Origin of the sequence: Methanoculleus sp., from assembly GCF_020696975.1 — an archaeon.
GTDB lineage: Archaea > Halobacteriota > Methanomicrobia > Methanomicrobiales > Methanoculleaceae > Methanoculleus.
In genome coordinates this window covers 49,034-55,552 of the sequence record NZ_JAJGBK010000023.1, presented here as the reverse complement: position 1 = coordinate 55,552, position 6,519 = coordinate 49,034, and the positions used below count along the sequence as shown (strand labels likewise).

General features: G+C 64.0%; 8 protein-coding genes. 4 read left to right on the top strand and 4 right to left on the bottom strand.

The genetic code is table 11. The features are described from left to right. The 4 genes from dph2 to QZ650_RS07255 all read left to right on the top strand — a co-directional run. The coding region (gene dph2 / locus QZ650_RS07270) for a diphthamide biosynthesis enzyme Dph2 (protein WP_292522480.1) at positions 1-938 on the top strand (938 nt) is incomplete at its 5' end. After that, positions 935-1,546 (top strand): METTL5 family protein, encoded by a 612-nt coding sequence (locus QZ650_RS07265; protein WP_292516882.1) that lies wholly within the window; start codon positions 935-937, stop codon positions 1,544-1,546. The genes dph2 and QZ650_RS07265, both read left to right, overlap by 4 nt. A 4-nt stretch (positions 1,547-1,550) precedes the next feature. Beyond that, a complete protein-coding gene (locus QZ650_RS07260) occupies positions 1,551-2,720 on the top strand; it encodes an MFS transporter (RefSeq protein ID WP_292516878.1) in 1,170 nt (389 codons plus the stop codon). Between the two features lie 43 nt (positions 2,721-2,763). Continuing rightward, complete coding sequence (locus QZ650_RS07255) at positions 2,764-4,413, top strand: AarF/UbiB family protein (RefSeq protein ID WP_292516875.1); 1,650 nt, start codon at positions 2,764-2,766, stop codon at positions 4,411-4,413. A gap of 106 nt (positions 4,414-4,519) precedes the next feature. Here the strand turns inward: QZ650_RS07255 and QZ650_RS07250 are convergent, their stop codons facing one another. Genes QZ650_RS07250 through purC form a run of 4 tightly spaced genes read right to left on the bottom strand, consistent with a single transcriptional unit; the run spans position 4,520 to position 6,497 of the window. Then, a complete protein-coding gene (locus tag QZ650_RS07250; RefSeq protein ID WP_292516872.1) occupies positions 4,520-4,801 on the bottom strand; it encodes a ferredoxin-thioredoxin reductase catalytic domain-containing protein in 282 nt (93 codons plus the stop codon). A 13-nt stretch (positions 4,802-4,814) separates the two neighbouring features. Further along, a complete protein-coding gene (gene purQ / locus QZ650_RS07245; RefSeq protein ID WP_292516869.1) occupies positions 4,815-5,528 on the bottom strand; it encodes a phosphoribosylformylglycinamidine synthase I in 714 nt (237 codons plus the stop codon). Positions 5,529-5,532: 4 nt separating this feature from the next. Further along, complete coding sequence (gene purS / locus QZ650_RS07240; RefSeq protein ID WP_292516867.1) at positions 5,533-5,775, bottom strand: phosphoribosylformylglycinamidine synthase subunit PurS; 243 nt, start codon at positions 5,773-5,775, stop codon at positions 5,533-5,535. After that, positions 5,772-6,497 (bottom strand): phosphoribosylaminoimidazolesuccinocarboxamide synthase, encoded by a 726-nt coding sequence (purC, locus tag QZ650_RS07235; RefSeq protein WP_292516865.1) that lies wholly within the window; start codon positions 6,495-6,497, stop codon positions 5,772-5,774. The genes purS and purC overlap by 4 nt, the downstream gene beginning before the upstream one ends. Between the last annotated feature and the right edge of the window lie 22 nt (positions 6,498-6,519).

Sequence of the window (6,519 nt, the reverse complement as noted above, 5' to 3'; positions counted from 1 at the left end):
TTTCTGATCTTATCGAGAGGCTCCGCGAACGAGGAGCGCGGTCCGTCGCCCTCCAGTTCCCGGCCGGGCTTGCCCGGCAGGCGCCGGGGACGGCCGCCGCCCTCCGCCGTGAGGGATTTGATGTGATCGTCAGCGGCGACCCCTGCTACGGGGGCTGCGACCTTGCGCTTGACGCCCTCGCGTACGCCGACATCCTTGTCCACTTCGGCCACGCGCCGGTCGAGGAGCGCCCGGATGTCATCTACGAGCCTGTCCGGTTCGACTTCGATCCCGGGGTGCTCGAAAGGGTCCTGCCGGCGCTCCACTCCCGCCGCATCGGGCTCGTCACGACCGTCCAGCATGTCCACCTGGTCGACGCGATGGCGGCGTTCCTCCGCGACCACGGCATCGAGGCGGTCATAGCACCCGGGGACAGCCGGACGCCGATCCCGGGGCAGGTGCTCGGCTGCAACTTCGCCGCCGCACGGGCGACGGGGGCTGACGAGATCCTCTTTGTGGGAACCGGGGTCTTCCATCCGATCGGTATCCAGCTCGCGACCCGTTCAAGGGTGGTCGCGCTCGACCCCTTCACGGGCGAGGTGCAGGAGGTGGACGCCGACCGCCTGGTCCGCCGTCGCGCTGCGGTGATGGAGAAGGCCCGGGATGCCGCGAGTTTCGGCATCATCGTCAGCACCAAGAGCGGGCAGCGTCGGATGGACCTCGCGCGAAGGCTCGTCTCCCTCTCTGAGCGGGCCGTGCTCGTCGCGATGCGCGAGGTCTCGCCTGCCGAGATGCTCGACCTCGGATTCGGGGCTTACGTGAACACCGCCTGCCCCCGGCTTGCCTACGACGACCAGATCCGCTTCCCGGTCGCGGTGCTGACGCCGCCGGAGTTCGAGATCCTCTGCGGTGCCCGGACCTGGGACGATTATACCATAGACGAGTACCTTGCACCATGAATCTCCGGCACCTTGAGATGCGGCTTGAGAGCCTGGAGGGTTTCGAGCGGCCGACCGCCCGGCTCGAACAGTACCAGACCCCCGCGCCGGTGGCGGCCCGCCTCCTCCACCATGCCGCCATGCAGGGGGCGATCGAGGGGCGCCGGGTCTGCGACCTCGGGTGCGGGACGGGGATCCTCGCCTGCGGCGCCGCTCTCCTCGGCGCATCCGCCGTGACCGGGATCGACGTCGACCCGGCCGCAATAGCCGTTGCCCGGCGGAACGCGGATGCATTCGGCGTCTCCGTCGAGTTCATCGTCGCCGATGTCAGGGATCCCGATCTCGACCGGGCAGGCCTCGCCTGCGACACCGTCGTGATGAACCCGCCGTTCGGGGCACAGAAAGCGCACGCCGACCGGCCGTTCATCGACCGGGCGCTCGAACTCGCGAGTGAGGTCTACGGCATCTTCAATGAGGGCTCGGCCCCGTTCGTCGCCGCCTATACCGAGGGCCGTGCGGCGATCGAGGAGGTGATACGGTGCGCGTTTCCCATGCGGCGGACGTTTGCCCATCACCGCAAAGACCGGGTGGATATTACGGTAGAGGTTATACACTTAAGGCGGATCTGACACCGTGACTGCTGATACAAAACCGGTCTGGGGGCTCTCGGCCGCCCACCTGGTCACCGACCTTTACTCACCCGTTCTTCCTGCAATCCTGCCGCTCCTCATCGCGGAGCAGGGCTACTCGTTCTTCCTGGCCGGGCTGATCGTCACGGTCTACAACCTCACGTCGTCGTTCGTGCAGCCGCTCGTCGGCTGGGTCTTCGATACCCGGGGGTTTGCCGTCCACATCGGGACGAGCGTCGCCATAAGCGCCTTCTTCATATCCATCGTCGGCCTGCTCAACAACTACTACCTCGTTCTCGCGTCCGTCGCCGTCGCGGCGCTGGGGCACGCCTTCTTCCATCCGAGCGCGCTCGGGACCGTCAGCCGCCTCACCCGGGACGCGAGCCGGGGAAGGATCACCTCCTACTTTGTCATCGGCGGCAACCTGGGCTACGCCATCGGCCCCATCTGCGCGGGCGTCGCCGTCGGGCTGATGGGCCTTCCGGGCCTCGTCATCCTGGCCGTCCCCGGGATCGCGATCGCCGCGGTGCTCAGACGTATCCTCCCCGCCCCCGACCGGGATGCCGTCCCCGAGACCCCTGTCCCTGCCGCCAGACCCTCGTACCGGGCAATCGTCCTCCTGGTCGCGGCCTCGGGCCTCCGGGCATGGGCGATCTTCGGGTCGGTCGCCTATCTTCCGACCGTTCTCACCCTGCGGGGCATCGACCTCGTGACCGCGAACCTCCTGGTCTCGGGCATGCTCATGTTCGGGGTCGTGGGGCAGGTTGTCGGCGGCACCCTCTCCGACCGCTACGGTCGCAAAGAGTTCACGATCATCGGGCTTGTCGCCGCTATACCGCCGTTTGCCGTATTCCTCACCACCGGGGGCATCGTCTCGATCGCTGCACTGATGGTCTTCGGGTTCATCCTCTGGTCGACGTTTGCCGTCACCGTCGCCATGGCCCATGAGATAGCCCCCGGGAACGTCGGGCTCGTCTCCGGCCTGATGCTCGGGCTCGCGGTCGGCGTGGGCGGGATGGGGGTTGCAGCCACCGGGTGGATCGCCGATATGACCACACTGACGCTCGGGCTCATGACGATCCCGCTCGCGATCGCCCTCGCCATTCCGCTCTTCCTCGCCGTCCCCTACCCCTGGAAGTCCCTTCTCCGGGGCCGGCTCCCCTCCCGGGGATGACCCGCCCCATCCCTTAAGTACCGGGAGTGCAGATTCATCCCCGATGGTCACCCGGCTCCAGCGCTACCGGCAGATAGCGGATGTGCTGGTCAAGTACGGTTTTGGGATCCTCGTCGAGGAGATGATTCCCGGGGGTGAGCGACTGCGGGCGTTTCGAAAGACCCCTGAAGAGAAACGGTCGGTGTACGTCCGTATCCGGCTCGCCATCGAGGAACTGGGGCCGACCTACATCAAGTTCGGCCAGATCATGAGCACCCGCCGCGAGCTCCTCCCGCCCGCTCTCATCGAGGAACTGCAGAGGCTTCAGGACCGGGTTGCCCCAATCCCGTTCGCAAACATCCGGCCGGTGATCAAGGAATACTGCCCGAACCTTGAGGAGTGTTTCGATATCATCGAGGAGGAGCCGGTCGCGGCGGCCTCCCTCTCGCAGGTGCACCGGGCGGTGACGAAAGACGGCCATGTCGTCGCTCTCAAGGTGCAGCGCCCGGGGATCGTCGACCTGATCGAGACCGACCTTGTCATCCTGCAGTCGCTCGTGGTGCGGGCGGAGTCGATCTTCCCTGATCTCCGGGTCTACAACCTGCAGGGGATGGTCAACGAGTTCTCGGCCCAGATCCGGCGCGAACTAGATTTTACCCAGGACGGGATGAACGCGGAGCGCCTCAAGCGGAACCTCAAGGACGTCCCGTGCGTGAAGATCCCTCGCATCTACTGGCAGATCTCCGGTCGCTGCCTGCTTGCCATGGACTATGTCGAGGGGGTGCGGATCGACGACGTGGAGGCCATCCGGGCTCTCGGCCTCTTCCCGGAAGAGGTTGCCGACATCGGGTTTCACGCCTACATCCAGCAGATCTTCGTCGACGGGTTCTTTCACGGCGACCCCCACCCGGGCAACCTCCTGGTGACGAATCAGGGCGAGATCGCCTTCCTCGACTACGGTATCGTCGGGGTCCTCCGCCCGGAGCGGCGGCGTGTCTTTGTCGACCTCCTCCTCGCTATGACCCGAACTGACGTCGCCGGCGTGATCTCGGCGCTCGGGAGGCTCGATGTGCGGATCAGTCCGGCGAATCTTGATGCTGTAAAAGACGACCTTTACGTGGTCCTGCTGGATTATAGGGAGATGAAACTTGAGCGGGTGAACTTTGCGGTCGCAATCCGGGGCCTGACCGACACCCTTCGCCGCTACCACATCCGGGTGCCGCCGACCCTGATGCTCATGATGAAGGTGATCGTCATGGTGATGGACATCGGCATCCGGCTCGATCCTGCGTTCAACTTCGACCAGAAGATCCGGCCGTACTTGATGGAGATCGCCGCGCAGCAGCGGTTCTCCCCGGATAACCTGGGGAGTGTTGTCCGGTCTCTTGCGGGCGCGGCAGAGGGGCTGCTTGCCATCCCGGCAAACGTGAACGAGACCTTAAAGACCCTCTCGGAGGGCACCGTCACGATCGAGCTCGAGAACCGTGACCTCAACGAGATCGTCAACGTCATCGACCGGACGAGCGACAAGGTCATCATCGCGCTGGTGGTCGCCGCGGTCGTCGTGGGTTCGTCGCTGATACTCCGGATGGACGAGCTCCCGATTCCGGGCTACATCTCGTTCCTCGCCACGCTGGGCTACATCGTCGCGGTAATCATCGGGTTCTACGCGGTCTACAGCGCTCTGCGGCATGGGCGAACGTTCCGGCGGTGATGCATGACGTTGCGGAGATCATCCGGGCCCCTGTTCTTCCTCCGAACCCCGCCCGGAGGATACGCCATTCCGCTCTTTCCGGAGGCAGCGAGGGCGCAAAAAAGAGTTATTCAGACTTCTTCTTGAAGAACAGCCTGCAGTGGCAGGCTCCCTGCTCTTCGATCTCTTTCTCGTGGTAGATGCAGGGGCAGATGATGATCCGGTCCTTCTCCGGGTCCCCGCTCCGGAGCCGGCAGGGACAGTATGCCGCCCCATACCGCTCCTGGTTCCGGGCGAGCCCGCGAAGGACGGCCGAGAGCTGCTTTTCGTCGACATTCAGCACGTAGCCTTTCTCTTTCGCGTACACCTTTACCCTGGCCCGTGCCTCTTTGATCCCTTCTTCAGTCATGATAAATTTCCCCTTATATCGCTCTCCGGCGCCCGTACTCTTCAATATAGGCGATCATCGAGTTAAAGATTTTGACCCCGTCGTCCGATCCGAGCACGGGCTCACTCGCCCGCTCAGGATGCGGCATCATCGCGAGGACGTTTCTACCCTCCGAGAGGACGCCGGCGATGTTTTCCGCCGACCCGTTCGGGTTGCTCTCAGCGGTCAGGTTGCCGTGCTCATCGCAGAACCGGAACGCGACCCTTCCCTCACGGTTCAGCCGCGCGACCACGTCGTCGGTTGCGACGTACCGGCCTTCCTTGTGGGCGATCGGCACCCGGATGACCTCGCCCTCCCGGTAGAGCGCGGTGAACGGGGACGCGGTGCTCTCCACGCGGAGGTAGACGTGCTGTGATATGAACTTCGGGTAAGCATTCAGCGTGAAGGTGCCCGGGATCAATCCGGCCTCAGAACCGATCTGGGCGCCATTGCAGATCCCGAGGACGAGCCCGCCCTCGTTCGCGTGCCTGACGATCTCGGTCATGACCGGTGTCCGGGCGGCGATGGCTCCCGCCCGGAGGTAGTCCCCGTACGAGAACCCGCCGGGGAGGACCACGGCATCGTAAGAGCGAGAGAGCCCGTTCTTGTACCAGACAAGGTCCGTATCGACCCCGCAGACGTCCGCGAGAACGTGATAGGTGTCCCGGTCGCAGTTGCTGCCCCCGAACTGCACCACAGCAAATCTCATGGCCCTACTCGACCTCAATCGTGTAGCGGTGGATGACCGGGTTTGCGAGAAGCCGTTCGCACATCTGCCCGGCCACCTCCCGCGCCGCCGTCGCATCCGCCGCATCAAGCGTGATCCGGAAGAGCCGCGCCGTGCTCAGAGCCTCGGTCGGGAACCCCAGGTTTGCGAGGGCGTGCTGGATGGCACGCGCCTCGGGGTCGAGCATCCCCTCTTTGAGGGCGATGGTGATGGTTACGTCGTGTTTCATCCGGATTCACTCCGGGACGGGGAGAGGATTCGTTTCGCGACGCCGGCGTAGGTCTCCATGACGTCTCCCTTGTTGAAACGGTAGACATCCTTATCGAGAGACGCTCCGGTCTCCTTGTCCCAGAGACGCATCGAGTCCATGCTGATCTCATCCCCGACAAGGATCTCTCCATCGTCGCGGCCGAACTCGAGTTTGAAGTCGACCAGGGTGATGCCGCGCGCGTCGAGGTATTCCCGGAGCAGATCGTTTATCGCGAGCGCCATGGCCTTGATCTGGTCGAGTTCCTCGGGCGTTGCAAGGCCGAGAGCATAGATCAGGTCGTCGTTGAGCATCGGGTCGTGATGGGCGTCGCTCTTGAAGTCGATGACGATCACCGGCGGGTCGAGCGGTTTCCCTTCTTCGAACGGATAATTGCGGACGATGGAGCCGGCCGCGACATTCCTGACGATCACTTCAAGCGGGATCATCGTAAGCCCCCGCACCGCGATGGTGCCGGGCTCGATGCTTGCGAGATAATGGGTGCGGATCCCGTTCTCCTCCAGGTACCTGAAGAAGAAGGAAGAGACCTCAGCGTTATATCTCCCCTTGCCGCCCAGGGTATCTTTCTTCCCGCCGTCGAACGCCGTGATGTCATCCCGGAACTTCATGATGTACACTTCGGGGTCTTCGGTACGGTAGACGGACTTAGCTTTCCCTGTGTAGAGGAGGTCAACCTGTTTCATGGCGAAATCTCCTGATATGTGT